This window comes from Rhizobium sp. WYCCWR10014 (assembly GCF_001657485.1).
GTDB lineage: Bacteria > Pseudomonadota > Alphaproteobacteria > Rhizobiales > Rhizobiaceae > Rhizobium.
In genome coordinates this window covers 139,587-163,036 of the sequence record NZ_LXFU01000025.1, presented here as the reverse complement: position 1 = coordinate 163,036, position 23,450 = coordinate 139,587, and the positions used below count along the sequence as shown (strand labels likewise).

At 62.6% G+C, this 23,450-nt stretch carries 22 protein-coding genes; 16 read left to right on the top strand and 6 right to left on the bottom strand.

Annotation, left to right across the window (positions count from 1 at the left end; all coding sequences use genetic code 11):
• The first annotated feature begins 53 nt into the window (after positions 1 to 53).
• Positions 54 to 386: a LapA family protein gene (locus tag A6U98_RS05655; protein WP_064648468.1), complete on the top strand. Its 333-nt coding sequence runs from the start codon at positions 54 to 56 to the stop codon at positions 384 to 386.
• Positions 387 to 427: 41 nt separating this feature from the next.
• Here A6U98_RS05655 and A6U98_RS05650 read toward each other — a convergent pair whose 3' ends face one another.
• Together A6U98_RS05650 and A6U98_RS05645 are read right to left on the bottom strand one after the other, a co-directional pair.
• On the bottom strand, positions 428 to 862 hold the full coding sequence (locus A6U98_RS05650) for a GNAT family N-acetyltransferase (RefSeq protein WP_064648467.1): 435 nt from the start codon (positions 860 to 862) through the stop codon (positions 428 to 430).
• 37 nt (positions 863 to 899) lie between these two features.
• Positions 900 to 1,355 carry a carbon monoxide dehydrogenase subunit G gene (locus tag A6U98_RS05645; protein ID WP_064648466.1) on the bottom strand — a complete coding sequence of 152 codons (456 nt, stop codon included), beginning with the start codon at positions 1,353 to 1,355 and terminating at the stop codon, positions 900 to 902.
• Between the two features lie 112 nt (positions 1,356 to 1,467).
• On the opposite strand from A6U98_RS05645, the gene A6U98_RS05640 reads away from it, so the two are divergent.
• The 7 genes from A6U98_RS05640 (at position 1,468) to A6U98_RS05610 (ending at position 8,788) form a co-directional block, all read left to right on the top strand.
• Positions 1,468 to 2,058, top strand: coding sequence for an NUDIX hydrolase (locus A6U98_RS05640; RefSeq protein WP_064648458.1), 591 nt, complete (start codon positions 1,468 to 1,470; stop codon positions 2,056 to 2,058).
• Between the two features lie 187 nt (positions 2,059 to 2,245).
• Positions 2,246 to 3,343: a class I SAM-dependent methyltransferase gene (locus A6U98_RS05635; protein WP_064648455.1), complete on the top strand. Its 1,098-nt coding sequence runs from the start codon at positions 2,246 to 2,248 to the stop codon at positions 3,341 to 3,343.
• A complete protein-coding gene (locus A6U98_RS05630) occupies positions 3,340 to 4,200 on the top strand; it encodes an RNA methyltransferase (RefSeq protein ID WP_064648453.1) in 861 nt (286 codons plus the stop codon). Before A6U98_RS05635 ends, A6U98_RS05630 begins: the two co-directional genes overlap by 4 nt.
• Positions 4,197 to 4,700: a signal peptidase II gene (lspA, locus tag A6U98_RS05625; protein WP_064648451.1), complete on the top strand. Its 504-nt coding sequence runs from the start codon at positions 4,197 to 4,199 to the stop codon at positions 4,698 to 4,700. The genes A6U98_RS05630 and lspA overlap by 4 nt, the downstream gene beginning before the upstream one ends.
• Before the next feature lie 54 nt (positions 4,701 to 4,754).
• The gene (locus tag A6U98_RS05620; RefSeq protein ID WP_064648449.1) at positions 4,755 to 7,037 is read left to right on the top strand and encodes an ATP-binding protein; all 2,283 of its coding nucleotides are present in this window, start codon (positions 4,755 to 4,757) and stop codon (positions 7,035 to 7,037) included.
• Between the two features lie 108 nt (positions 7,038 to 7,145).
• Complete coding sequence (locus tag A6U98_RS05615; RefSeq protein WP_064648447.1) at positions 7,146 to 8,024, top strand: GNAT family N-acetyltransferase; 879 nt, start codon at positions 7,146 to 7,148, stop codon at positions 8,022 to 8,024.
• Positions 8,025 to 8,155: 131 nt separating this feature from the next.
• Positions 8,156 to 8,788 (top strand): VOC family protein, encoded by a 633-nt coding sequence (locus A6U98_RS05610; protein WP_064648444.1) that lies wholly within the window; start codon positions 8,156 to 8,158, stop codon positions 8,786 to 8,788.
• Positions 8,789 to 8,835: 47 nt separating this feature from the next.
• Here the strand turns inward: A6U98_RS05610 and A6U98_RS05605 are convergent, their stop codons facing one another.
• From A6U98_RS05605 to A6U98_RS05595, 3 genes are all read right to left on the bottom strand, one after another.
• The gene (locus A6U98_RS05605) at positions 8,836 to 9,225 is read right to left on the bottom strand and encodes a type II toxin-antitoxin system VapC family toxin (protein WP_064648443.1); all 390 of its coding nucleotides are present in this window, start codon (positions 9,223 to 9,225) and stop codon (positions 8,836 to 8,838) included.
• Positions 9,222 to 9,464, bottom strand: a complete 243-nt coding sequence (locus tag A6U98_RS05600; RefSeq protein ID WP_064648442.1) for a type II toxin-antitoxin system prevent-host-death family antitoxin — start codon at positions 9,462 to 9,464, stop codon at positions 9,222 to 9,224. The genes A6U98_RS05605 and A6U98_RS05600 overlap by 4 nt, the downstream gene beginning before the upstream one ends.
• A 216-nt stretch (positions 9,465 to 9,680) precedes the next feature.
• Positions 9,681 to 11,963: an NADP-dependent malic enzyme gene (locus A6U98_RS05595; protein ID WP_064648441.1), complete on the bottom strand. Its 2,283-nt coding sequence runs from the start codon at positions 11,961 to 11,963 to the stop codon at positions 9,681 to 9,683.
• A 113-nt stretch (positions 11,964 to 12,076) separates the two neighbouring features.
• On the opposite strand from A6U98_RS05595, the gene mutS reads away from it, so the two are divergent.
• The 4 genes from mutS (at position 12,077) to murJ (ending at position 19,736) form a co-directional block, all read left to right on the top strand.
• Positions 12,077 to 14,803, top strand: coding sequence for a DNA mismatch repair protein MutS (mutS, locus tag A6U98_RS05590; protein ID WP_064648440.1), 2,727 nt, complete (start codon positions 12,077 to 12,079; stop codon positions 14,801 to 14,803).
• A 12-nt stretch (positions 14,804 to 14,815) separates the two neighbouring features.
• Positions 14,816 to 15,091, top strand: coding sequence for a hypothetical protein (locus A6U98_RS05585; RefSeq protein WP_003544896.1), 276 nt, complete (start codon positions 14,816 to 14,818; stop codon positions 15,089 to 15,091).
• Positions 15,092 to 15,224: 133 nt separating this feature from the next.
• The gene (locus A6U98_RS05580) at positions 15,225 to 18,131 is read left to right on the top strand and encodes a [protein-PII] uridylyltransferase (RefSeq protein WP_064648439.1); all 2,907 of its coding nucleotides are present in this window, start codon (positions 15,225 to 15,227) and stop codon (positions 18,129 to 18,131) included.
• Positions 18,132 to 18,155: 24 nt separating this feature from the next.
• Positions 18,156 to 19,736, top strand: coding sequence for a murein biosynthesis integral membrane protein MurJ (murJ, locus tag A6U98_RS05575; RefSeq protein WP_064648438.1), 1,581 nt, complete (start codon positions 18,156 to 18,158; stop codon positions 19,734 to 19,736).
• 24 nt (positions 19,737 to 19,760) lie between these two features.
• On the opposite strand, the gene A6U98_RS05570 is transcribed toward murJ, so the two are convergent.
• Positions 19,761 to 20,189 carry a D-Ala-D-Ala carboxypeptidase family metallohydrolase gene (locus A6U98_RS05570; RefSeq protein ID WP_064648437.1) on the bottom strand — a complete coding sequence of 143 codons (429 nt, stop codon included), beginning with the start codon at positions 20,187 to 20,189 and terminating at the stop codon, positions 19,761 to 19,763.
• Between the two features lie 188 nt (positions 20,190 to 20,377).
• Between A6U98_RS05570 and A6U98_RS05565 the strand changes: the two genes are divergently transcribed.
• The 4 genes from A6U98_RS05565 (at position 20,378) to A6U98_RS05550 (ending at position 23,379) form a co-directional block, all read left to right on the top strand.
• Complete coding sequence (locus A6U98_RS05565) at positions 20,378 to 20,776, top strand: VOC family protein (RefSeq protein WP_064648436.1); 399 nt, start codon at positions 20,378 to 20,380, stop codon at positions 20,774 to 20,776.
• A gap of 131 nt (positions 20,777 to 20,907) precedes the next feature.
• Positions 20,908 to 21,972 carry a tryptophan--tRNA ligase gene (gene trpS, locus A6U98_RS05560; protein WP_003544886.1) on the top strand — a complete coding sequence of 355 codons (1,065 nt, stop codon included), beginning with the start codon at positions 20,908 to 20,910 and terminating at the stop codon, positions 21,970 to 21,972.
• 129 nt (positions 21,973 to 22,101) lie between these two features.
• The gene (locus A6U98_RS05555; RefSeq protein WP_003544884.1) at positions 22,102 to 22,593 is read left to right on the top strand and encodes a universal stress protein; all 492 of its coding nucleotides are present in this window, start codon (positions 22,102 to 22,104) and stop codon (positions 22,591 to 22,593) included.
• A 219-nt stretch (positions 22,594 to 22,812) separates the two neighbouring features.
• On the top strand, positions 22,813 to 23,379 hold the full coding sequence (locus tag A6U98_RS05550) for a NifU family protein (RefSeq protein WP_017958704.1): 567 nt from the start codon (positions 22,813 to 22,815) through the stop codon (positions 23,377 to 23,379).
• Positions 23,380 to 23,450 lie beyond the last annotated feature (71 nt).

Sequence of the window (23,450 nt, the reverse complement as noted above, 5' to 3'; positions counted from 1 at the left end):
ATGAAACGCGCCCTTCAAAAAGACCGGCGCAATCTGCCGCGTGGAGAACTCAAATGGCCAAGAAGATCGTCAACCTGTTGATTTTGCTGCCGCTCGGCGTCATCCTCATCGTCTTCTGCGTCGCCAACCGGCAGAGCGTCACGCTCGCCTTCAATCCGTTTCGGCCTGATGATCAGGTGCTTGCGGTGTCTGCGCCCTTCTTCGTCTTCCTGATCATAGCGCTGATATCAGGCATGCTGATCGGCGCGGCCGCCACCTGGTTCAGCCAGGGCAAACACCGCAAGCGCGCCCGCACCGAGGCCAAGGAAGCCATCCGCTGGCAGGGTGAGGCCGATCGCCACAAGAACCGCGCCGAGGAAATCGCCGGGCAGTTGCCGGCGCGGTAAAACTGGTCCATGTTCGACTGGCTGGGTATTTCGGCGGCCCGTCAAACCGGAAAAAAGCTCAGTTCCTCATAGTCGCCCTCCGGCGAGGCGCCGTTGCCGGTCACCTGGAAGCCGTGGGCGAGATAAAACGCCTTTGCCCGCCGGTTCTTCACCAGGCATTTCAGCCGGTATCGGTGTTGCGGCCATTCCGGCAGGGCGTGCAGCAGTGCCGTGCCTGCACCCTGACCCTGGAATTCCGGTTTTAGGTAGAGCATGTGGATGAAATCGTCCTCCGGCCAGAGCGACAGAAAGCCGGCGACGCTGCCGCTTTCATGCGCGCAGACGAAGACCGTCTCGCCATTGGTATGGGCGGCGAAATCCTCGCGATGGAATTTGCCTGGATCGACCCAGACGAATGTTTCGCGGCGCACGGAAAGATAAATCTCCGCGAGCATTTCCTGGTCTTCCGCCCGCGGCGGCCTGATGGTCCACGTCATGACGTCGATTTAAACAAACCCTCGGCCCGCGCCAAGCCTAACCCGCCGCCATCTTCGCGACGACCGCGGCATTGAAATCCGAAAAGAACCCTTCGGCGAGCTTCTGCGAGGTCGAATCGAGCAGGCGGGCGCCGAGCTGGGCGAGCCTGCCGCCGAGTTCGGCCTTCGAGCGGTAGTGCAGGATGGTCTCGGCGCCCCTTTCCTCAAGCACGATATCGGCGCTGCCCCTGGCGAAGCCGGCAAGACCGCCCTTGCCTTCGGCCGACAGCGTGTAACTCTTCGGTGCGTCGATATTGGAAAGCGTCAGCAGCCCGTGGAAGGTGGCAGACAGCAGGCTGAACCTGACCTTGATCGTCGCCTCGAAGACATCAGGCGACAGCCGCTCGATGCTCTGGCAGCCCGGAATGCAGCCGCGCATGATCTCGGGATCGTTGAGTGCTGCCCAGACGACGTCCCGCGGTGCGGCGATGCGTTCTTCGCCGGTGAAATCCATTCGATGGCCCCATCTTCGATTCGCTCATCTTATCCCAGCGGGAAAGCGCTTTGCCAAGGCGGTACGGAATGTTATCTGCCGGGTTCCGATCTGACACATAAGGGATGGGCCGATGAACGACGAACTGAAGCCCTGGAGCGTGACGGCAAGCCGCATCACCTATGAGGATCGCTGGATCCGGGTCCGGAGTGACGATTGCATCACCGCCGATGGAATCGTCGTCGCGCCCTTCCATGTGCTCGACTATCCCGACTGGATCAACGTCATCCCCGTGATGCCTGACGGGCGCGTGCTGCTGACACGGGAATATCGGCACGGCCGCGGCGAGATCGTGCTCGGTCTGGTCGCCGGCAGCCTCGAACCGGGCGACAGCAAGACCGGCGATGCGGCGATGGCGGCGGCCCAACGCGAACTCCGGGAAGAGACCGGCTATGAAGCCTCGACCTTCGTCAAGCTGCTCACCTCCTATCCGAATGCCGCCAGCCACAGCAATATGGTGACGAGCTGGCTGGCGCTTGGCCTGAACCGGGCCGGCGAACCGTCTTTCGACCCCGGCGAGAAGGTCGAGCTGCTGTTTGCGGATCTTGCTGCCATCCTCGGCGAGCTGCAGTCCGGCGCGGTCATCATGCAGTCGATGCATGTCGCAGCCCTCTACGCAGCGGAAAGCTGGCTTCGCACACAGGCCTCCGAGGGCTTGAAATAGGCGCCGCGCCGGGAAAACCTTCTCCTCTTGCCCGGGCTTGGCCGGCGGCGCAGTTGATCCGCCCCGCTTTTCTGGGCTACTGCATATTCAAAGTGCCGCAGTGCGCTTTGCGCGTTTCAAAAGACGCGCGGGGCTGCAGCCGACGCAAAGCCGATAAGACACCCCGACAGAGACGCGGAAGAGCACGTTGAAACAGAGAGAAGGCCGGCCGGGCCAGAAGAAAACATCAGGTCCTTCCAGCGAAAGCCGCAGGGACGATCGGGCAGGCCGGCCGCCGAAGCCGGTCGCGCGGCCCGCGGCAAGCCGTGAGGCGGTGCGCGAGGCTGCCGTGCCTGCCGCCGCCGTGCGTCCTCTGATGACACGCAGCGGCGAGCGTCCGACCGAGCGCGTGCCCGTCATCCTCGAATCGCTCGGGGCCGGCGACTTCCATCTGATCGATAGCGGCAACGGCGAAAAGCTCGAGCAATACGGCCCCTATCGCATCATCCGTCCGGAAGCCCAGGCGCTGTGGCGGCCTTCTCTGCCCGCCCATATCTGGGAGAAGGTCGATGCCGCCTTCACCGGCGACACCGATGAGGAAGGCACCGGCCGCTGGCGCTTCCCCAAGGAGGCGCTCGGCGAGACCTGGCCGCTCAACCTGCTCGGCGTCGATTTCCTCGGCCGCTTCACCTCCTTCCGCCATGTCGGCGTCTTCCCCGAACAGATCGTCCACTGGAGCTGGATGAAAGAGCAGGTCGAAAAGGCCGGCCGGCCGCTGAAAGTGCTGAACCTCTTCGGTTATACCGGCGTCGCCTCGCTGGTTGCCGCCGCAGCCGGCGCCGAGGTCACCCATGTCGACGCCTCGAAGAAGGCGATCGGCTGGGCGCGGGAAAACCAGGCGCTCGGGCGCATGGAGAAGCTGCCGATCCGCTGGATCTGCGAGGATGCGATGAAATTCATCCTGCGCGAGGAACGCCGCGGCAGCCAGTACGATATCATCCTCACCGATCCGCCGAAATTCGGCCGCGGTCCCAATGGCGAAGTCTGGCATCTCTTCGAGCATCTACCGTTGATGCTCGATGTCTGCCGCGAGATCCTGTCGCCGAAAGCAGTCGGCCTGGTGCTGACGGCCTATTCGATCCGCGCCAGCTTCTATTCGATCCACGAGCTGATGCGCGAGACGATGCGGGGCGCCGGCGGTGTGGTCGAATCCGGCGAGCTGGTGATTCGCGAAGCCGGCACTGACGGCAAGACGCAGGGCCGCGCGCTTTCCACCTCCCTCTTTTCCCGCTGGGTGCCGAAATGAGCAAGGACTTCCACGATCAAGGACCGCGCAGGGTTGGACAGGTGAAGGAAGTCACCTCGCTCGCCAATCCGATCATCAAGGACATCAAGGCGCTGACGAACAAGAAGTCGCGCGAGGAAAGCGGTACTTTCCTGGCCGAAGGACTGAAGCTCGTCATCGATGCGATCGAACTCGGCTGGGCGATCCGCACGCTGGTCTATGCCAAGGCCGCCAAGGGCAAGCCGCTGGTCGAGCAGATGGCGGCAAAGACCGTCGCCTCGGGCGGGCTGGTGCTCGAGGTCAGCGAAAAGGTGATCGCCTCGATCACCCGCCGCGACAATCCGCAGATGGTCGTCGGCATCTTCGAACAGCGCTGGACGCCGCTCAAAGGTATTCGACTGAGCGAGGGCGAGACATGGGTGGCGCTCGACCGGGTACGCGACCCCGGCAATCTCGGCACCATCATCCGCACGGCCGATGCGGCAGGGGCTTCCGGCATCATTCTTCTGGGAGAAACGACCGATCCCTTCTCGCTCGAAACGGTGCGGGCCACCATGGGCTCGGTCTTTGCCGTTCCGCTCGCGCGGGCGACGCCTGAGGAATTCATCGCCTGGCGGAAATCGGCCGGCGTTTCCGTCGTCGCGACGCATCTTGCCGGCGCAGTCGATTACCGGACGATCGACTACCGGAAAAAACCCGTCGTGCTGTTGATGGGCAACGAACAATCCGGCTTGCCGGAGCAGCTGGCCAGGGAGGCCGACGCGCTTGCCCGCATTCCGCAGCAGGGCCGTGCCGATTCCTTGAACCTCGCTGTCGCCACCGCCGTCATGCTTTTCGAGGCGCGCCGCCATCTCCTCTCACTTGCCGAGGGCAAATGACCGAACAGACGCTTGCACGCCCCGCGCTGTTTTCGCGCCCGGCACCGATCCTCTTCTTCATCGTCGTCGCCGTTCTCATCGACCAGGTCGTCAAGATCGCCGTCGATCACTACCTGCCGCTACAGGAGGTCGTGCCGGTCATTCCGATGCTGGCGCTCTACCGCACCTACAATCTCGGCGTCGCCTTTTCGATGCTATCAGGCATGGATGGCTGGTTCATCGTCGGTATGCGGCTCGTCATCGTCGCCTTCGTCATCTGGCTATGGTACCGCACGGCGAAGGATCGCTGGCTCGCTCATCTCGGTTATGCGCTGATCATCGCAGGCGCGATCGGCAATCTCGTCGACCGCTTCGCCTATGGGCATGTGATCGATTACATTCTTTTCTACACCGAGAGTTGGTCCTTCGCGGTCTTCAATCTCGCCGACAGTTTCATCACCATCGGCGCCGGTTGCGTCATTCTCGACGAGCTGCTGTTGCCGAAAAAGGCCGGCCACTAAAATCTTATCGAAATCCTGAAGGCATTCGGAACGGGCCTATGTTATCCAGATAGCATGCAGAACCTGGGACAGTTGCAGGAAAGATTGTCCGCCGCCTTCGGTGGACCCGCCGCCAAGCCGCATGAGAAGCGGATGGAGACGGTTTTCTCACGACCGAACGCGGCGGCACCCCGGGGCGCCGACGACCGCCAGGGCGGGCCTGCACCGACACGGCGCCTGCTGTTCTACTGGCTGGGCGGCGCCGGCCTTCTTGCCGCAACGATCTTGATGCTGCTTGCCCATGCCGGCGATCCACTGCTGCTTTCGGGCGGTCTCGTCGTTCTTGGTCTTGCCGTCATCGCCAGTTATGCCCTGCTGATGGTTCGTTCGCGCAGGGCCGGGCAGCGCCCCGGTCAATCCATGCCGGATTGGAACGCCGGCGCAAAGCTGTTTGCCGACGTGCACGACGTGCTCGGCGACATCACGGTCAGCCGCACGATGGACCGGCGCATCATCTCCGCCAACGACACTTTTCGCCGCCTGACCGGGCGCCTGCGTCCGGAAGGAAAAACCTGCGAGGAAATCGGCCTGGCCTTCCGCCCCGGTCCGATATCACACTGCTACGATGTCGAGATCTCGACGCCGGAAGGCCAGCGCATCTTCCTCTGGCGCGACGTCGTTACCCGCGACCCAGCGAACGGCCGCCTGCTGCTGCAGAGCGTTGCCCGCGACGTGACCGACGAGCGGCTGATCGCGCAGGGCCGCGAGGAGGCCCGCCAGAAGGCCGAATATAACAGCGCCGCCAAATCGAGGCTGCTTGCCACCGTCAGCCACGAGGTGCGCACGCCGCTTTCCGGCATCCTCGGCATGACCCATCTGATCGCCGAGACGCGGCTGACGCAGGAACAGCAGAACTATCTCGCGAGCATCCGCCAGTCCGGCCACGCGCTGACACAGCTCGTCGAGGATCTGCTCGATTTCTCCACCATCGAGGTCGGCCGCTTCGCGCTGCATCCGCGCTCGGAATCGCTGCGCAAGCTGCTGGAAAGCGTCGTCGAGATGCTCGCCCACCGGGCGCATGAAAAGGGTATCGAGATCGGCGCCACCGTGTCATCCGATGTGCCCGAAAATATGAGCTTCGACCCGGCGCGGCTGCGCCAGGTTCTGTTCAACGTTATCGGCAACGCCGTGAAGTTCACCCAGGTCGGCGGCGTCTTCATCCGCGTGTCGCTCGACGGCGACGACCTCTCGATCACCGTGACCGACAGCGGTCCCGGCATGACGGCGGAGGAGCAGGCGCGCGTCTTCGGCGAGTTCGAACAGGGCGGGAGCGTTGCCGATAAGAGCAGCGGAACCGGGCTCGGCCTTGCCATCTCCGCCCGTATCATGCGCGAATTCAACGGCGCGCTGACGGTTGCCAGCGAAAAGGGCAGAGGCAGCGAATTCACCATCCGCTTCCCTGTCGATATCGGCAGCGAGCGCCTCGACCGGCGAAACACGCTGCTTTCAGGCAACAGCGTCGTGCTGCTGGCGCCGGCAGGTGCGGCGCGCACTGCCATCGCCGAAACGATCACTGCGCTCGGCGGCCTCTGCCATCTCGTCGGCGACGGCGAGACGGCGAGGGCAACATTGCTCGAGCTGGCAAAGAGCGGACGGCGGCCGACCGACATCATCATCGACCATCGCATGTCGGCGGAATTTTCCGCCCATCTTGCCGATCGCGCCGAAATCGCCGCCCTTGGCCTGCGCAAGGTCCTGCTCGTCAATCCGGAAGAGCGTAGCGCCCATCCGCTCGACCTCTTCGATGCGTGGCTGATCCGGCCGCTGCGCGAACAGTCGCTGATCGACGTGCTGCGCGGGCGCATGCGCGGCATGGAGAAGCGCGACGCGCTGAACGACAACCAGCCGGGCTTCGGCCTTTCGGTGGCGGAGACGCTGGTTGCCGCCAGCGGGCTCAGCATTCTGCTCGGCGAAGACGATCCGATCAATGCCATGCTGGTGCGTGTCGTTCTGGAAAAGGGCGGGCATAAGGTGCGCCATGTCGAAGATTTCGAGGCGCTGCTCGACTGCGCCCTCTGCGAGGCCAATGCCCGGCCCGATATCATCATCAGCGATCTCTCGATGCCTGGCGGCAACGGTATCGACATGCTGGGACGCCTGCGCGGCCACGAGCGGCGGCTCGATCTCGCCTCGGTGCCGGTGATCGTGCTGACTGCCGACAAGAGCGACGAATCGCGCCGCCAAGTCTTGCTCAACGGCGCCAACCGCGTCATGATAAAGCCGGTTGATCCGGTGCGGCTGCTGACCGAAGTTCAAGCGGTCGCCGCCCTTTCCGCCCGTCGGGCAGAGGCGCGGTGAGCGCCTCAGAAACCGGCACACTTCTGGCGCCTGGAAATTCAAAATGTCACTTTCCTGTCGTAGAGAAGTGTTTTATGGCGTCGATAAGCCGGCAACGGGAGAATCGTCATGTCCGCCATCGACATCCTGAATCGTGACACCACCGCGGAGGCTGCACGGCCCTCGACGGCTGCTGTACAGAAGGACGGCGATATCCTCGGCCGCATCGGCAATCTGGAGACCCGCCTTGCCCGCACGGCACGCGAGATCGATGCCGCCCAGGCCGTGCGCTACCGCGTCTTCGTCAACGAAATGAAGGCGCAGCTGCCGCTGGACGCCATGCGCCGCCAGCGCGATGTCGACGCCTATGACGCTGTCTGCGATCATCTTCTGGTTCTCGACCGCTCGATCGAGGGCGACCCGGAAGACCAGATCGTCGGCACCTACCGGCTGTTGCGCCAGGATGTCGCCATCGCCAATGGCGGTTTTTACTCGGCTTCCGAATTCGAAATCGACGCCCTCATCGGCAAACATCCGGACAAGCGCTTCATGGAGCTCGGCCGCTCCTGCGTGCTGCCGGAATACCGCACCAAGCGCACCGTCGAGCTCCTGTGGCAGGGCAACTGGGCCTACGCGCTGAAGCACGGCGTCAGCGCCATGTTCGGCTGCGCCTCTTTCCCCGGCGTCTATCTCGAAAGCCACGCGCTGGCGCTGTCCTTCCTCTACCACAATGTGCTGGCGAAGAACGAATGGGCCGTTGGCGCCCTGCCGCATCTGGCCCGCAACATGGACCTGATGCCGGTCGAGGCCATCAACCCGAAGCGGGCGCTGATGGCCCTGCCGCCGCTAATCAAGGGCTATCTGCGCCTCGGTGCGATGGTCGGCTCCCACGCGGTCGTCGATCATGCCTTCAACACGACCGACGTGCTGATCGTGTTGCCGATCTCCAGCATTTCGGACCGTTATCTGAATTATTACGGCGCCGACGCCGGCCGCTTCGCGAGCTGACCACCGGGGATCGTCAGCCAAAGGCTTGACGATCTCAGGGCATCCCTTCATTCTGACATCGCGTTTTCCGTGGGGCGCATCGGCATCGTGCCGGCTGGGCTATGCCCGCCCATAATCTTCAACCATGCGCCGTGCCGAATTTCGAAAACCTCCGCAAGCGAGCCAAGCTCTATAAACGCTGGCATCAGGACAGATATTATCCGGTCGCCGCTGAAATCCGGCGATGGCTTCCCCGTTACTCCAGCTTGAACGACCTTGAGATCCTCAAGCTGGATTTCAAGCTCGCCGACGCGCAGGAGCTGGTGGCGGCGAAGGAAGGTTTCGAAAGCTGGACGGCGCTGAAACAAGGACTGGCAAAAATGGAAACGCCCCTCCAGACAAGACCCGAAAAGCCGACTTTCATCGATGCGCAGCCGCAGCTCTTCGTCCGCGATATCGCCACTTCCTGCGATTTCTACACCGGCAAGCTCGGCTTCGAGCTCGCCTTCATTTATGGCGAGCCGCCTTTTTACGCGCAGGTTTTCCGGGGCGCGGCGCGGCTCAATCTCCGATCCTCCGACATGCCTTTGTTCCATCCGGATTTCCGGCTTCGGGAAGAGGATGCGCTGTCGGCGACCATCACGCTCGACGACGCCAAGGCGCTGTTCCTGGAATACACGGCATCGGACGTCCCTTTTCATCAGGGTCTCAGGGCCGAACCATGGGGCGCCCAGACCTTCATCATCCGCGATCCCGACGGGAATCTCATCGCCTTTGCAAGCTGACCGCTAGAGCATGATGCCGAAAAGTGTGATCGGGGCAGCTAAGCCAGTCACCGAAACAGCCGGATCGGTCCGGGATAGAGCGCGACCGTCTCGTCCGTCGTCAGCAACTGGATGCCTTCGACGATCGACTGCGCGATGAGGATCCGGTCGAAGGGGTCGGAGTGGATCGGCGGCAATCGATGCACTGCCAGCGTATGCATGACGGTGATCGGCAATTCGCAATAGTCGTTGTCGATGAGGGCACGGTAGAAGAGCGGCGGATCGAGATTGAAATCGTCGCGGCCGACTGCGTGCTTGGCGCTGAGTTCGCCAAAGCTTGCAGGGCTGAAGAACAGCTGGTTGAGCGGATCGGCGACCAATTCCTTCACAGCAGTCGACAGTTTCGGCGAATCCTCGGCGAGCCAGATTAGCAGCAGCGTGTCGAGCAGGAGCTTCATCGCGGCCTTGAAAACCTGGCGACGTCCTGCAGATCCATGCTGTCGAAATCATCGGGCACGGAAATACGCCCCTTCAGGAAACCGACGCGGCGGATCTGCTGCACACCGCCGGCATCGAGCGGCACCACCTTGACCAGCGGCTTGCCGGCCTTGGCAATCACGAAGACCTCACCGTTCGCGGCGTTTTCGACGAGCCGCGACAGATGGGTCTTTGCCTCATGGATGTTGATGATTCGCATCTCGGCTTCGCATCCATAAACTTAGTTCAATCAACTTAGTTTATGGATCTGGATTTCGCAAGAAGCAAAATTCCCGTCGAATCAGTTCATTATCAGCAGCTTAGCGTAAATCGCAGCTTATGCGAAGCCGGGTAAGGATAATCAACAAAAACGCTGTGCCCGGCCGACGCTGTCGGCCGGGCACGGAATGCCATGTCATCTGCGCGGGCGAGTTTACTAACCAGCCCCGTAGGCGGCGATCGCCGCCATGTTGACGATGTCGCTGTCCTTGGCGCCCATCGAGGTGATCTGCACCGGCTTGTCGAGGCCGACAAGGATCGGGCCGATCACCGTGGAGCCGCCGAGCTCCTGCAGCATCTTGGTCGAGATCGAGGCCGAGTGGAAGGCCGGCATGACGAGGACGTTGGCCGGGCCGGAGAGGCGGCAGAAGGGATATTGCTCCATCACCTTACGGTTCAGAGCGACGTCGGCGGCCATCTCGCCGTCATATTCGAAATCGACGCGGCGTTTGTCGAGGATCTTTACCGCCTCGCGCACACGCTCGGAGCGTTCGCCCGAAGGATGGCCGAAGGTGGAATAGGCCAGCATGGCGACACGCGGCGGATAACCCATGCGCCGCGCAAGACCGGCGGCCTCTTCGGCGATATCGGCAAGCTGTTCGGCCGTCGGCATGTCGTGCACCGCCGTATCGGCAACGAAGACCGTGCGACCGCGGCAGAGCGCCAGCGACACGCCGATGACGCGGTGGCCTGGCTTCTCGTCGATGCAGCGGCGCACATCTTCGAGCGCCGTCGAATAGTTTCGGGTGATGCCCGTCACCATGCCGTCGGCGTCACCAAGCGCCACCATGGTGGCGGCGAAGTGGTTGCGGTCGTTATGGATCAGCCGCTGGGCGTCGCGGTGGAGATAACCGTGCCGCTGCAGCCGGGCATAGAGATAGTCGATATAGGCCTCGACCCGGGTCGAAAGCCGGGCATTGACGATTTCGAGGCCCGGCCGGTTGAGATCGATGCCGGCGCGTTCCGCCGTCGCCCGAATCAGGTCCTCGCGGCCGAGCAGGATGGCGGTGCCGAGCTGCTGGTTGGCATAGGACATCGCCGCACGCAGGACCTGTTCTTCCTCGGCCTCGGCAAAGACGATGCGCTTCGGACGGCGGCGGACGCGCTCGTAAAGGCTGGCGAGCGTCGAGGCGATCGGATCGCGGCGCGCCGAAAGCTCGCGGGCATAACCGGCCATGTCGGTGATCACCTTGCGGGCGACGCCGCTTTCGATCGCGGCTTGCGCGACCGCGACCGGGATCGCCGAGATCAGCCTGGGATCGAAGGGAACGGGGATGATGTATTGCGCGCCGAAACGCGGCCGGTTGCCCTGATAGGCGGCGGCCACGTCATCCGGCACGTCCTCACGGGCAAGGTTTGCCAGCGCGTTGACAGCGGCGATTTTCATCGCATCGTTGATTGTGGAGGCACGCACATCGAGAGCGCCGCGGAAGATATAGGGAAAGCCGAGGACGTTGTTGACCTGGTTCGGATAGTCCGAACGGCCGGTCGCCATGATGGCGTCGTCACGGATGCGGGCAACCTCTTCCGGCGTAATCTCGGGATCGGGATTGGCCATGGCGAAGATGATCGGCCGCTCCGCCATCGAGCGGATCATCTTGGCCGAAAACGCGCCCTTCTGCGACAGTCCGAAAACGACGTCCGCGCCTTTCATCGCCTCTTCCAGCGTGCGCGTGTCGGTCTTTGCCGCATGCGCGGATTTCCACTGGTTCATGCCCTCGGTGCGGCCCTGGTAGATGACGCCCTTGGTGTCGCAGAGGATGACGTTCTCAGGCGCAAAACCCATCGCCTTGATGAGTTCGACGCAGGCGATCGCCGCAGCACCCGCACCGTTGCAGACGAGTTTCGTCGTCTTCAGGTCGCGGCCGGTCAGCTCCAGCGCGTTGATCAGGCCGGCGGCGGCGATGATCGCCGTTCCATGCTGGTCGTCGTGGAACACCGGAATGTCCATCAGCTCGCGCAGCCGGCTTTCGATGACGAAACAATCCGGCGCCTTGATATCCTCGAGGTTGATGCCGCCGAAGGAAGGACCGAGGAAGCGCACGCAGTTGATGAACTCGTCGACATTTTCCGTATCGATCTCGAGGTCGATGGAATCGACATCGGCGAAGCGTTTGAACAGCACCGCCTTGCCTTCCATGACGGGCTTGGACGCCAGTGCGCCGAGATTGCCGAGGCCGAGGATCGCCGTGCCGTTGGAAATGACGGCAACCATATTGCCGCGCGCCGTATAATCGTAGGCCGTCTGCGGATCGGCGGCGATCGCCTTCACGGGTACGGCAACACCCGGCGAATAGGCGAGAGAGAGGTCGCGCTGCGTCGCCATCGGCTTGGTCGGGTTGATCTCCAGCTTGCCGGGCCGGCCCATTGCGTGAAATTCGAGCGCCTCCTGGTCGGTAACCGAGGTCACCGGCCGGTCCTTCTTATCGATATCGGGCATAAATCCTCCAACGTCCTGTGGGCGACGCTTTGCTCTTCCTCAAATGCTGTTGTCATCTATAGCGGCGCGCGGATAGGGTTGGCACCTGTTTTTTTGGGAAAAACTCCACCTCCGTGAACGCACGAATAGACACAGGGAATGACGCCTTTTCGGCTGCCGAGCTCGCCACGGCGGAAAGCCGTGCCTCGGCGACGCCGATGATGGAGCAATTTATCGAGATCAAGGCGAACAATCCCGGTTCGCTTCTGTTCTATCGCATGGGCGATTTCTACGAGCTGTTCTTCGAGGATGCGCTGGAGGCTTCACGCGCGCTCGGCATCACGCTGACGAAGCGCGGCCAGCACATGGGCCAGGATATCCCGATGTGCGGCGTTCCGGTGCATGCGGCCGACGATTATCTGCAGAAACTGATTTCGCTCGGCTTCCGCGTCGCCGTCTGCGAGCAGATCGAGGATCCGGCCGAAGCCAAGAAACGCGGCGCGAAATCGGTCGTCAAGCGTGACGTCGTCCGCCTCGTCACTCCCGGCACGATCACCGAGGAAAAGCTGCTTTCGCCCTCGGAATCCAACTATCTGATGGCGCTGACCCGCATTCGCGCCAGCGGCGAGGCCTTGCTGGCGCTTGCCTGGATCGATATTTCCACAGGCGTCTTCCGGCTTGCCGAGACCGAAGCTTCACGGCTGCTTGCCGATATCCTGCGCATCGATCCGCGCGAACTCATCCTGCCCGACACGATCTTCCACGATCCCGAACTCAAGCCGGTCTTCGACGTGCTCGGCCGGACAGCCGTGCCGCAGCCTTCCGTGCTCTTCGATAGCGCCAGCGCCGAAGGCCGGATCGCGCGGTATTTCGGCGTCGCGACGCTCGACGGCTTCGGCACATTCTCGCGCGCCGAGCTGGCAGCAGCCGCGGCCGCAGTCGCCTATGTCGAAAAGACGCAGATTGCCGAGCGTCCGCCGCTTGGAAAGCCGGAACGGGAAAGTGCAGCTTCGACGCTGTTCATCGACCCCGCCACCCGCGCCAATCTCGAACTTGCCCGCACGCTCTCCGGCGATCGCAACGGTTCGCTCTTGAAGGCGATCGATCGCACCGTCACCGGCGGTGGCGCCAGGCTTCTTGCCGAGCGGCTGATGTCGCCGCTGACCGACCCCGCCCGCATCAATGCGCGGCTCGATTCGATCGGCTTCCTGATCGACGAACCCCTGCTCTGCGGCAATCTGCGCGACACGCTGAAACATGTGCCCGACATGCCGCGCGCGCTGTCACGCCTGGCGCTCGACCGCGGCGGCCCGCGCGATCTCTGGGCGATCCGCCAAGGCCTGGAAGCGGCGGGCGGAGTTGCGGCCATGCTCGGCAAGGCGATGCTGCCCGAAGAGCTCGGCCAGGCACTGTCCGGGCTGCAGGCCCTTCCCACGGCCCTGGAGACGCTGCTTGCCGAAACGCTTGCCGACGAATTGCCGCTGTTGAAACGCGATGGCGGCTTCCTGCGCGACGGCGCCAGCGCCGAGCTCGACGAGGTCCGGGCACTGCGCGACCAGTCGCGTCGCGTCATCGCCGGCCTCCAATTGCAATATGCCGAGGAGACCGGCATCCGGTCGCTGAAGATCAAGCACAACAACGTCCTCGGTTATTTCATCGAAGTCACCGCCGGCAATGCCTTGCCGATGACGGAGACGGCGGATGCGAAGGCCCGCTTCATCCACCGTCAGACGATGGCGAACGCGATGCGCTTCACCACGACCGAACTTGCCGACCTCGAAAGCCGCATCGCCAATGCCGCCGACCAGGCGCTGACCATCGAACTCGAAGCCTTCGACAGGATGACGGCCGCCGTCGTTGCGGAAGCCGAGGCGATCAAGTCGGGCGCCCGGGCGCTTGCCGTCATCGACGTCGCCGCCGGCCTGGCGCTTCTCGCCGAAGAGCAGGCCTATTGCCGCCCGCAGGTCGACGGTTCGAAGATGTTTGCCATCGAGGGCGGCCGCCATCCAGTCGTCGAGCAGGCGCTGCGGCGGCAGGCCGGCGGCCCCTTCGTCGCCAATCATTGCGATCTCTCGCCGAGGACCGGCGAGCGGGACGGCGCGATCTGGCTGCTGACCGGCCCGAACATGGGCGGCAAGTCGACCTTCCTGCGCCAAAATGCGCTGATATCAATCCTAGCGCAGATGGGCTCCTTCGTGCCGGCGACATCGGCCCATATCGGCATCGTCGACCGGCTTTTCTCGCGCGTCGGCGCCTCCGACGACCTGGCGCGCGGACGTTCGACCTTCATGGTCGAGATGGTGGAAACGGCGGCGATCCTCAACCAGGCGAGCGACCGTTCCCTCGTCATCCTCGACGAGATCGGTCGCGGCACAGCCACCTTCGACGGCCTGTCGATCGCCTGGGCCGCCGTCGAGCACCTGCATGAGGCCAACCGCTGCCGCGGCCTCTTCGCCACGCATTTCCACGAGCTGACCGTGCTTTCGGAAAAGCTTGGCCGGCTATCGAACGCGACGATGCGCGTCAAGGAATGGGACGGCGACGTCATTTTCCTGCATGAGGTCGGGCCGGGTGCGGCAGACCGCTCCTATGGCATCCAGGTCGCGCGCCTTGCCGGGCTTCCGGCCTCGGTCGTGGCGCGGGCCCGCGACGTGCTCACCCGTCTGGAAGATGCCGACCGCAAGAACCCGGCGAGCCAGCTGATCGACGACCTGCCGCTCTTCCAGGTGGCGGTGCGCCGCGAGGAAACCGCCCGCGGGGCCTCCAAGGTCGAGGAGGCGCTGAAGGCGATGAGCCTTGACGACATGACGCCGCGCGAGGCAATGGATGCGCTTTACGACCTCAAGAAGAAGCTGAAATAGGAGCGGCGCGCCATGTTCATGGAAAAACTGGTTCGCGAAACCGAACGCCTCTCGCTCATCTGTTCCATGCTCGATACGATGCGGCGCGCCGATAAGGACCGCAATGCCCGCGGCTGGACTTCGCCGATCGGCATGCTGAAAATCACCCGCTGCTGCGCTGTGATCTCAGAGCTCGGAACCTCGATCGCCAAGGCCGGCTACCGCGAATGCGACAGGCAGGCGCTCGAGGAGATCATGCGCGAGACACGGCAGGTGCTGCATTTGCTGAATGCGCGGGCCGCCGGCTGAGGATTCGGGAAAGCCGGCGCCTTGCGTCGAAGCGCTCTCGCTTCTTGCGACGAACCAACACCATTTCGCCAAATTTAAAGGTTCTTGCAGTATGAAAGCCCGTGTCAATCGCAGGGCAAAGGGGCTATAGCGCATGCAGACGAAACAAGCGGCAGGCCGTGAACCGGCAGTCCGGCATGAACAGGAAACCGCCCCGGCGACAGCGATGCGCGACCTCGATTTCTCCAATATCCTCGACGTCGAGCTCTTGCAGAAGCAGTGTGACGCCGTTGCCGAGGCCAACAGGAACCGGCCCGACGTCCTGCGCGCCGATCTTCTTGCGGTGCTGAAGAAGGCAAGCACCGAAGGCCGGCAGAAGGCGCGCGCCGCACTGATGGCGGACGGCGGCGGACTCAATTGCGCCTACCGGATTTCCTGGCTGCAGGACCAGATCACTACCGTCCTCTACAATTTCGCCACCGCCCATATCTTTCCGCAGCAGAAGGACAAGTTCGCGGTCACCGCCGTCGGCGGCTACGGCCGCGACACGCTGGCGCCGGGCTCCGATATCGACCTGCTGTTCCTCTTCCTGCCGAGGCCGGCGGAAGAGACGCACAAGGCGGTCGAATTCATGCTCTATGTGCTCTGGGACATGGGTTTCAAGGTCGGTCATGCCACCCGCACGGTGGAGGAATGCATCGCGCTTTCCAAGTCCGACATGACGATCCGCACCGCCATCCTGGAGATGCGCTACATCTGCGGCCTGCAGCGGCTGGAAACCGAGCTCGAGACCCGCTTCGACAAGGAGATCGTCACCGGCACCGGTCCCGAATTCATCGCCGCCAAGCTTGCCGAGCGCGACGAGCGCCACCGCAAGGCGGGCGACACGCGTTATCTCGTCGAACCGAACGTCAAGGAAGGCAAGGGCGGGCTTCGCGATCTGCACACGCTGTTCTGGATCTCGAAATATTATTACCACGTGCGCGACCAGGCGGAGCTGGTCAAGCTCGGGGTGCTCTCCAAGCACGAATACCGCCTGCTTGAGAAAGCCGACGATTTTCTCTGGGCGGTGCGCTGCCATATGCACTTCCTGACCGGCAAGGCCGAGGAACGTCTGTCCTTCGATATCCAGCGCGAGATCGCCGAAGCCTTCGGCTATCACACTCGCCCGGGCCTTTCGGCCGTCGAGCGCTTCATGAAGCACTATTTCCTCGTCGCCAAGGATGTCGGCGATCTCACGCGCATCCTCTGTGCTGCGCTTGAAGACCAGCAGGCGAAGTCGATCCCGGGCCTCACCGGCGTCATCAGCCGCTTCACCCATCGCAACCGCAAGATCGCCGGCAGCATCGAATTCGTCGAAGACCGTGGCCGCATTGCGCTCGCCGACCCCGAAGTCTTCAAGCGCGATCCGGTCAACATCATCCGGCTCTTCCACGTCGCCGACATCAACGGGCTGGAATTCCATCCGGACGCGCTGAAACGCGTCACCCGTTCACTCGCCTTGATCGACAATGCCTTGCGGGAAAACGACGAGGCGAACCGGCTGTTCATGTCGATCCTGACGTCGAAGCGGGATCCGGCGTTGATCCTGCGCCGGATGAACGAGGCCGGCGTGCTCGGCCGCTTCATCCCCGAATTCGGCAAGATCGTCGCGATGATGCAGTTCAACATGTATCACCACTATACGGTCGACGAACATCTGATCCGCACCGTCGACATTCTCTCCGAGATCGACAAGGGGCGCGCCGAGGATCTGCATCCGCTCGCCAACAAGCTGATGCCCGGCATCGAGGACCGCGAGGCGCTTTATGTCGCCGTTCTCCTCCACGACATCGCCAAGGGCCGCCAGGAGGATCATTCGATCGCCGGCGCCCGCGTCGCCCGCAAGCTCTGCACCCGCTTCGGCCTGTCGCAGAAGCAGACGGAAATCGTCGTCTGGCTGATCGAGGAACATCTGACCATGTCGATGGTGGCGCAGACCCGTGACCTCACCGACCGTAAGACCATCACCGATTTCGCCGACCGCGTGCAATCGCTCGACCGGCTGAAGATGCTCTTGATCCTGACGATCTGCGATATCCGCGCCGTCGGTCCGGGTGTGTGGAACGGCTGGAAGGGCCAGCTTCTGCGCACGCTCTATTATGAAACCGAGCTGCTGCTCGCGGGCGGCTTTTCGGAGGTCTCCCGCAAGGAGCGCGCCAATGCCGCCGCCGAGGCGCTGCATTCAGCGCTCGCCGACTGGAGCCAGAAGGATCGCAATACCTATACCAAGCTGCACTATCAGCCCTATCTGCTCTCCGTGCCGCTAGAAGACCAGATCCGCCACGCCCATTTCATCCGTCAGGCGGATAAGGCAGGCCAGGCGCTCGCCACCACGGTGCGCACCGACAGTTTCCACGCGATCACCGAGATCACCGTGCTGTCGCCCGACCATCCGCGACTACTCGCCGTCATTGCCGGCGCCTGTGCCGCGGCCGGGGCCAACATCGTCGACGCGCAGATCTTCACCACGTCGGACGGACGGGCGCTCGACACGATCCATGTCAGCCGCGAATTTACCGACGATGCCGACGAACTGCGCCGGGCCGCGACGATCGGCCGGATGATCGAGGACGTGCTGTCCGGCCGCAAGCGGCTGCCCGAGGTCATCGCCACGCGCGCGCGCAACCGCAAGAAAAGCAAGGCCTTCGTCATTCCTCCGTCGGTCAACATCACCAACAGCCTGTCGAACAAGTTCACGGTCATCGAAGTCGAATGCCTCGACCGGCCGGGACTGCTGTCGGAGATCACCGCCGTACTGTCCGATCTGTCGCTCGACATCCAGTCGGCCCGCATCACCACCTTCGGCGAGAAGGTGATCGACACCTTCTACGTCACCGATCTGGTCGGCCAGAAAATTTCCGGCGACAGCAAGCGCGCCAACATCACCGCCCGGATGAAGGCCGTCATGGCCGAGGAAGAAGACGAGCTGCGCGAGCGCATGCCCTCCGGCATCATCGCACCCGCGGCCACCGCCAGGACCCCGCCTGCCAGCGAAAAGAAGGCCGGTTCCCCCATATGAGCCTGAACGCATGAGCCCCAACGCATGAGCCTCGTCAAGAAATTCGCGACCGTCGGCGGCGCTACCCTCGGCAGCCGCATCTTCGGCTTCGCCCGTGAAACGCTGATGGCTGCCGCCCTCGGTACCGGACCGATGGCCGACGTCTTCTACGCCGCCTTCCGCTTTCCGAATCTCTTCCGCCGGCTGTTTGCCGAGGGCGCCTTCAACGCCGCCTTCGTGCCGCTCTTTGCCAAGGAGATCGAGGCGAATGGCACGGATGGCGCCAAGCGCTTTTCGGAAGAAGTCTTCGGCGTGCTGTTTTCGGTGCTGCTCCTCATCACCATCGTGATGGAGCTTGCCATGCCGCTGCTGGTGCGCTTCGTCATCGCGCCGGGCTTTGCCGACGATCCCGAAAAGTTCTCGATCACGATCCGCATGGCGGCGGTGATGTTTCCCTATCTGATGTGCATGTCGCTGACGGCGATGATGAGCGGCATGCTGAATTCGCTGCATCATTTCTTCGCGGCCGCCATCGCGCCCGTCTTCCTCAACGTGGTGATGATCGGGGCGCTGTTTTATGCGCTCTATACCGGCGCCGATCCGCTGGCGACAGCCTGGTACCTCTCCTGGGGCGTTCTTGCCGCCGGCGTCCTGCAGCTTGCCGTCGTCTATGTCGGCGTGCTTGCGGCCGGCATGAGCATCGGCTTCCGTTTTCCAAAGATGACGCCGAACGTCAAGCGGCTGCTGATCCTGGCGGTGCCGGCTGCGGTGACCGGCGGCATAACCCAGATCAACCAGCTGATCGGCCAGGCGATCGCCTCTTCCCGCGACGGCGCGATCGCAGCACTGCAATATGCCGACCGCATCTATCAGCTGCCGCTCGGCGTCGTCGGCGTCGCCGTCGGCGTGGTGCTTCTGCCGGAACTTGCCCGGGCGCTGAAGGGTGGCAACCTGCGCGAGGCCGGAAACTTGCAGAACCGCTCGATCGAATTCGTGCTGTTTCTGACGATCCCCGCCGCCTTCGCGCTCTGGATCCTGTCCGACGAGATCATCCGCGTTCTCTACGAGCGCGGCGCCTTTCATCAGGAAAACACCGCCGTCGTCGGCTCGATCCTGGCGATTTATGGCATCGGCCTGCCGGCCTTCGTCCTGATCAAGGCGCTGCAGCCCGGCTTCTATGCCCGCGAAGACACCAAGACGCCGATGCGTTTTTCAGCCATCGCGGTTGCGACCAACTGCGCCACGGCGCTGACCCTCTTTCCCTATATGGGCGCGCCCGGCATCGCGGTTGCCGAAGCCACGGCCGGCTGGATCAGCACCGTGCTGCTGTTTGCCACGCTTTTGCGCCGTGGCCACCTGACATGGGAATGGGCGCTGGCAAAGCGCACCGCGCTGCTGATCGTCGCCGCGGCCGTCATGGGTGCGGCCATCGTCTTCCTCAAGCACTACTGGGCGCCGTGGCTTGCTTCCGGCGCGCCGCTTCTCACCAAGATCGGCACCCTCGGGCTGCTGATTGCAATCGCCATGCTGATCTATTTCGCCGCCGCCTTCCTGGTCGGCGGGGCAAATCTCGGCATGATCCGACGCAATCTGAACCGCAAGCCGGCGCCGGCAAAAGACGGGTGAGGTCGCACTTTTCCTGGTATTGCTTCAGCAGTCGACCCATCGCCTTTGCGGTCCGACGTCGACATGAATGATGCCGTTGCAATAGCTGCCGATGCCGCCGATGCCCGGCGCGCTTCTTGCCGCGGCAATGATCGTGCGCTCCGACAGGCCGGGCATCCTGATATCGGCCGCCAGACATTTCCCGTGCAGGGACCCATGGCGGCGGGGATGCGGCCTGTGGCCCGAGGTTATCACAGGGCGTCGGCCGGTCTTCGCAGCAATATGCGACAGGACCGCTCGCAGGCGCCCTGGAAAGCAGCCGGCACGAACGCTGACGGTCTGGACCGTATAGGCGAGACGTGCCTGATGTTTTGGAAGATGAATGCCATGCCTTTTCATGTCTTGACCGACGGCACCCGTTGCTGATTGAAAGGCGAAAAGGCCTGCCATGGCGAGCAAAATTGCGTTCTGCATGGTCGCTCCGATCGGCTATCCCAGCGACCCCAACGGCGCCGGCACCAGGCGCAGGATTTTCGGTTCAAAAAAAGCTTTTTTGTGAAATTTTATACTCAATTATAGGTAAGTCGAATGATCAATTCGGCTTAAAATCCGGGGAATTGCGGCTCAAAGCTGGAATAAACATCTCAAACGCGAGGCAGCACATGGTGATCCAGTCTCTTTTTCTCGTCACCCTCGTGGTCGACGACTACGACCGGGCCAAGGCTTTTTATTGCGATGGACTCGGTTTCGATTGCCTTCAAGACGAGCTGCAGCCGGAGGGCAAGCGCTGGGTGGTGGTGAAGCCGAGGGGCGGGGATGGAGCGGCCTTTCTGCTGGCGCAGGCGGCAGGCGAGACGCAGCGCGCGGCCATCGGCAATCAGACCGGCGGGCGTGTCGGCTTCTTTCTGAAGACCGACAATTTCGCCCGCGACCATGCCGCGATGCTGGCAGCCGGCGTGCGCTTTCTGGAAGAGCCGCGTCATGAGGTTTACGGCACGGTGGCGGTGTTTGCGGATCCCTACGGCAACACTTTCGATCTGATCCAGCACACGGCTGCCTGAACCCCTTGATTGCGACCGGTTGCCCGTGCATAAGCCGCGGCGTTAGCAATATGGGGCGAAAAGCCCTGCTGCATTCTGCAGCAATTTAAACTGTGACAGCGTGGGCCCTCCACCAGCCTATTGAGGACGACATGAGCGAATTCAAGAAACTCGTATTCTCCGGCGTACAGCCGACCGGCAATCTGCATCTCGGCAATTATCTTGGCGCGATCCGCCGGTTCGTGGCGCTACAGGAAGGCAATGACTGCATCTACTGCGTCGTCGACATGCATGCGCTCACCGCCCAACTCGTGCATGAGGACATGCCGAGCCAGACGCGCTCGATCGCCGCCGCCTTCATCGCCGCCGGCATCGATCCGGAAAAGCATATCGTCTTCAATCAGTCGGCCGTGCCGCAGCATGCCGAACTCGCCTGGATCTTCAACTGCGTTGCCCGCATCGGCTGGATGAACCGAATGACGCAGTTCAAGGACAAGGCCGGTAAGGACCGCGAGCAGGCCTCGCTCGGGCTTTACGCCTATCCGAGCCTGATGGCCGCCGACATTCTCGTCTATCGCGCCACCCATGTGCCTGTTGGTGAGGACCAGAAGCAACATCTGGAGCTTGCCCGCGACATCGCGATGAAGTTCAACCTCGATTATGCCGAGCATATCAGCAGGACCGGCTACGGCGTCGACATCACCGTCGGCAACGAGCCGGTGCATGCCTATTTCCCGATGGTTGAGCCGCTGATCGGCGGGCCGGCGCCGCGCGTCATGTCGTTGCGCGACGGCACCAAGAAAATGTCGAAATCGGACCCCTCCGATCTGTCGCGCATCAACCTGATGGATGACGAGGACGCGATCTCGAAGAAGATCCGCAAGGCCAAGACCGATCCTGACGGCTTGCCGAGCGAGATCGACGGGCTGCAGGGCCGTCCGGAAGCCGACAATCTGGTGGCGATCTATGCCGCACTTGCCGACAAGTCGAAGGCGGACGTGCTCGCCGAATTCGGCGGCCAGCAATTCTCCGTCTTCAAACCGGCGCTGGTCGATCTGGCGATCAACGTGCTCGCGCCGATCACCGGCGAGATGCGCCGGCTGATGGACGATACCAGCCATATAGACGCGATCCTGCGCAAGGGCGGCGAGCGCGCAAGGGCGCGCGCCGAAGTGACGATGCGCCAGGTGCGCGACGTCATCGGCTTCCTCTATTGAGATAGATCTCCTCTTCTCCCCGTCGCGGGGAGAAGGGGACCTTCCCCTGGGGAGAAGAGAATCCTCCCCTCGGGGAAGAGGAAAAACTGGACTTGCAAATTTTCCGCTTCAGGTGTCAGAGTCCGCGCCATGGTATCGAAGCGACTCTCACGGCTCGAAGGTCATCGCCGCAAATTCATGGCGGTGATCGACGGTACACCCGAATGCCAACGCGCCGTTCATTATGCCGGCCGGCGCGCGAAGAATTCCAATGGCGGGCTGGTGCTGCTCTACGTAATCCCCGACGGGGATTTCCAGCAATGGCTCGGCGTCGAAGAGATCATGCGGGCCGAAGCGCGCGAGGAAGCCGAGGCGGTGGTTGCCAAGATCGCCCAGATCGTGCGCGAGACCATCGGCATCGAGCCTGAGGTTGTCATCCGCGAGGGCGGTGCTGCCGAACAGATCAATGCCGTGATCGAGGAAGACCGCGATGTGGCGATCCTGGTTCTGGCCGCCGGTTCGGCGAAGGAAGGTCCAGGGCCGCTGGTCTCGTCGGTCGCCGGCCGAGCGGCGGCGTTTCCGATCCCGGTCACCGTGCTACCGGATACGCTGACCAACGAGGAAATTGACGCCCTCTGCTAGAGCCTGATGCCGAAAAGTGTGCGCGGTTTTCGGACCGCATCATGCTCTAACTACATAATGTAGAACAGGATTCAGATTTAAGGCCGACCCAGCCCAAAATCATCCTGTTCCAGCTTTTCTTGAGTACAAGTCTCTTGATTAGAGCCGTCAATCGGCTTATCTTCTTTTGAAGAATTCTAAAGACGGCCGAGACCATGGGCCGGCCGCATGGAGAATCAGATGTTCATTCAGACCGAAGCCACGCCGAACCCCGCCACGCAGAAGTTCCTGCCGGGCAAGGTGGTGATGGAAAATGGCACGGCCGAGTTCCGCAGCGCCGAAGAGGCTCAAGCTTCGCCGCTCGCCGCCCGACTGTTCGAAATATCAGGCGTCACCGGCGTCTATTTCGGCTATGATTTCATTTCCGTCTCCAAGGACAATGCCGACTGGCAGCATCTTAAGCCGGCTATATTAGGCTCGATCATGGAGCACTTCATGTCCGGCAAGCCGGTCATGGGGGATGCCTCGATCCTTTCCGAAGACGCCGATGCCGGCGACGAATTCTTCGACGAAGGCGATGAATCGATCGTGCTGACCATCAAGGAGCTTCTGGAGACCCGCGTGCGCCCCGCCGTTGCCCAGGACGGCGGCGACATCACCTTCCGCGGCTTCAAGGACGGTAAGGTCTATCTGAACATGAAGGGTTCCTGCGCCGGCTGCCCGTCTTCGACGGCAACGCTGAAGCACGGCGTCCAGAACCTGCTGCGCCATTTCGTCCCGGAAGTGCAGGAAGTGATTGCCGCTTAAAAATCCTGAATTCGTGCGGCCGTTCATCTCAGGTTCGGCCGAACGGATTTATCGATAGGCGACACTGGTTT

What these genes read in the sequence shown, in the direction of transcription:
- A6U98_RS05630 (WP_064648453.1), top strand. Translation starts at nt 3,340, where the DNA reads ATGAGCAAGGACTTCCACGATCAAGGACCGCGCAGGGTTGGACAGGTG.
- A6U98_RS05655 (WP_064648468.1), top strand. Translation starts at nt 54, where the DNA reads ATGGCCAAGAAGATCGTCAACCTGTTGATTTTGCTGCCGCTCGGCGTC.
- A6U98_RS05555 (WP_003544884.1), top strand. Translation starts at nt 22,102, where the DNA reads ATGGTATCGAAGCGACTCTCACGGCTCGAAGGTCATCGCCGCAAATTC.
- A6U98_RS05650 (WP_064648467.1), bottom strand. Translation starts at nt 862, where the DNA reads ATGACGTGGACCATCAGGCCGCCGCGGGCGGAAGACCAGGAAATGCTC.
- trpS (WP_003544886.1), top strand. Translation starts at nt 20,908, where the DNA reads ATGAGCGAATTCAAGAAACTCGTATTCTCCGGCGTACAGCCGACCGGC.
- A6U98_RS05595 (WP_064648441.1), bottom strand. Translation starts at nt 11,963, where the DNA reads ATGCCCGATATCGATAAGAAGGACCGGCCGGTGACCTCGGTTACCGAC.
- A6U98_RS05600 (WP_064648442.1), bottom strand. Translation starts at nt 9,464, where the DNA reads ATGCGAATCATCAACATCCATGAGGCAAAGACCCATCTGTCGCGGCTC.
- A6U98_RS05645 (WP_064648466.1), bottom strand. Translation starts at nt 1,355, where the DNA reads ATGGATTTCACCGGCGAAGAACGCATCGCCGCACCGCGGGACGTCGTC.
- A6U98_RS05620 (WP_064648449.1), top strand. Translation starts at nt 4,755, where the DNA reads ATGCAGAACCTGGGACAGTTGCAGGAAAGATTGTCCGCCGCCTTCGGT.
- A6U98_RS05565 (WP_064648436.1), top strand. Translation starts at nt 20,378, where the DNA reads ATGGTGATCCAGTCTCTTTTTCTCGTCACCCTCGTGGTCGACGACTAC.
- A6U98_RS05585 (WP_003544896.1), top strand. Translation starts at nt 14,816, where the DNA reads ATGTTCATGGAAAAACTGGTTCGCGAAACCGAACGCCTCTCGCTCATC.
- A6U98_RS05615 (WP_064648447.1), top strand. Translation starts at nt 7,146, where the DNA reads ATGTCCGCCATCGACATCCTGAATCGTGACACCACCGCGGAGGCTGCA.
- lspA (WP_064648451.1), top strand. Translation starts at nt 4,197, where the DNA reads ATGACCGAACAGACGCTTGCACGCCCCGCGCTGTTTTCGCGCCCGGCA.
- A6U98_RS05550 (WP_017958704.1), top strand. Translation starts at nt 22,813, where the DNA reads ATGTTCATTCAGACCGAAGCCACGCCGAACCCCGCCACGCAGAAGTTC.
- A6U98_RS05580 (WP_064648439.1), top strand. Translation starts at nt 15,225, where the DNA reads ATGCAGACGAAACAAGCGGCAGGCCGTGAACCGGCAGTCCGGCATGAA.
- A6U98_RS05640 (WP_064648458.1), top strand. Translation starts at nt 1,468, where the DNA reads ATGAACGACGAACTGAAGCCCTGGAGCGTGACGGCAAGCCGCATCACC.
- A6U98_RS05570 (WP_064648437.1), bottom strand. Translation starts at nt 20,189, where the DNA reads ATGCAGAACGCAATTTTGCTCGCCATGGCAGGCCTTTTCGCCTTTCAA.
- A6U98_RS05605 (WP_064648443.1), bottom strand. Translation starts at nt 9,225, where the DNA reads ATGAAGCTCCTGCTCGACACGCTGCTGCTAATCTGGCTCGCCGAGGAT.
- murJ (WP_064648438.1), top strand. Translation starts at nt 18,156, where the DNA reads ATGAGCCTCGTCAAGAAATTCGCGACCGTCGGCGGCGCTACCCTCGGC.